Origin of the sequence: Pedobacter arcticus A12 (assembly GCF_000302595.1) — a bacterium.
In the GTDB taxonomy this organism is placed as follows: Bacteria; Bacteroidota; Bacteroidia; order Sphingobacteriales; family Sphingobacteriaceae; genus Pseudopedobacter; species Pseudopedobacter arcticus.
On record NZ_JH947129.1, the window covers coordinates 1 to 883 of the forward strand.

Below are 883 nucleotides of genomic sequence, written 5' to 3' on the forward strand. Positions count from 1 at the left end.
TTACGGTGCTTTTTTGCCAGATCGGCTATCGCAAAGTTATCCGGCTAGGTTACAGCAAATGTTGGGCGAAGGTTACGAGGTAACTAATTTTGGAGTGAGTGGTACTACCTTCTTGAAAAACGGAAATAAACCATATTGGGCAACTACGGCTTATCAATCTGCATTAAAAAGTGAGCCTGATATTGTTTTTATTGCGTTGGGAACCAATGATTCTAAGTTGGTCAATAGAAAGTATTTGAATCAATTTGTTGATGATTATCGTGAGCTCATAAAAAGTTTCCAAAAACTAAAATCAAAGCCAAGAGTGGTTTTACTTAAGCCAATTACGGTTTTTAGCGTTGATACAAGCGGGATATCGGACAAGCCGATTTCTAGCATCATGATTCCGGTGATTGAAAGGCTAGCATTTGAGGGAAACTTAGAAATTATTGACTTGCACAGCCTTTTTAAAGATAAAGAGGTATTAATGCCAGACAAAGTTCACCCAAATGCCGAAGGCGCAAATTTTATCGCAAAAAGGTTATTTGAGTTTCTGGATACCAAATTTTATCCTTTTGATATCTCAAAAGAAATCAAAGAAACAAAAAAAGAAAAGTCGTTTTACGGCTTTAAAGATTATCAGTTTACTTTTAAAGGTCGTAAGGCTCATATTGTACAGCCTAAAAGTGCCATAAAAGGAAAACCTTGGGTTTGGCGAGCCCGTTTTTTTGGTAACCAACCACAAGCTGATATTGCTTTATTAGAGCGAGGCTATCATTTAGTTTATTGCGACGTTGCAGAACTGTACGGAAATAAGCAAGCCATTCAAATTTGGGATGAGTTTTATATTTATATGCGAAAATTGGGTTTAGCTAAAAAAGCAGTATTAGAAGGTTATAGCAGA

The 883-nt window shown here is 36.5% G+C and carries 1 protein-coding gene; it reads left to right on the plus strand.

Features of this window, described 5'->3' with window-relative positions; translation table 11 throughout:
• Positions 1–883, plus strand: an 883-nt coding sequence (locus B176_RS0118675) for a GDSL-type esterase/lipase family protein (protein ID WP_026063459.1), incomplete at both ends; no start/stop codon positions are given.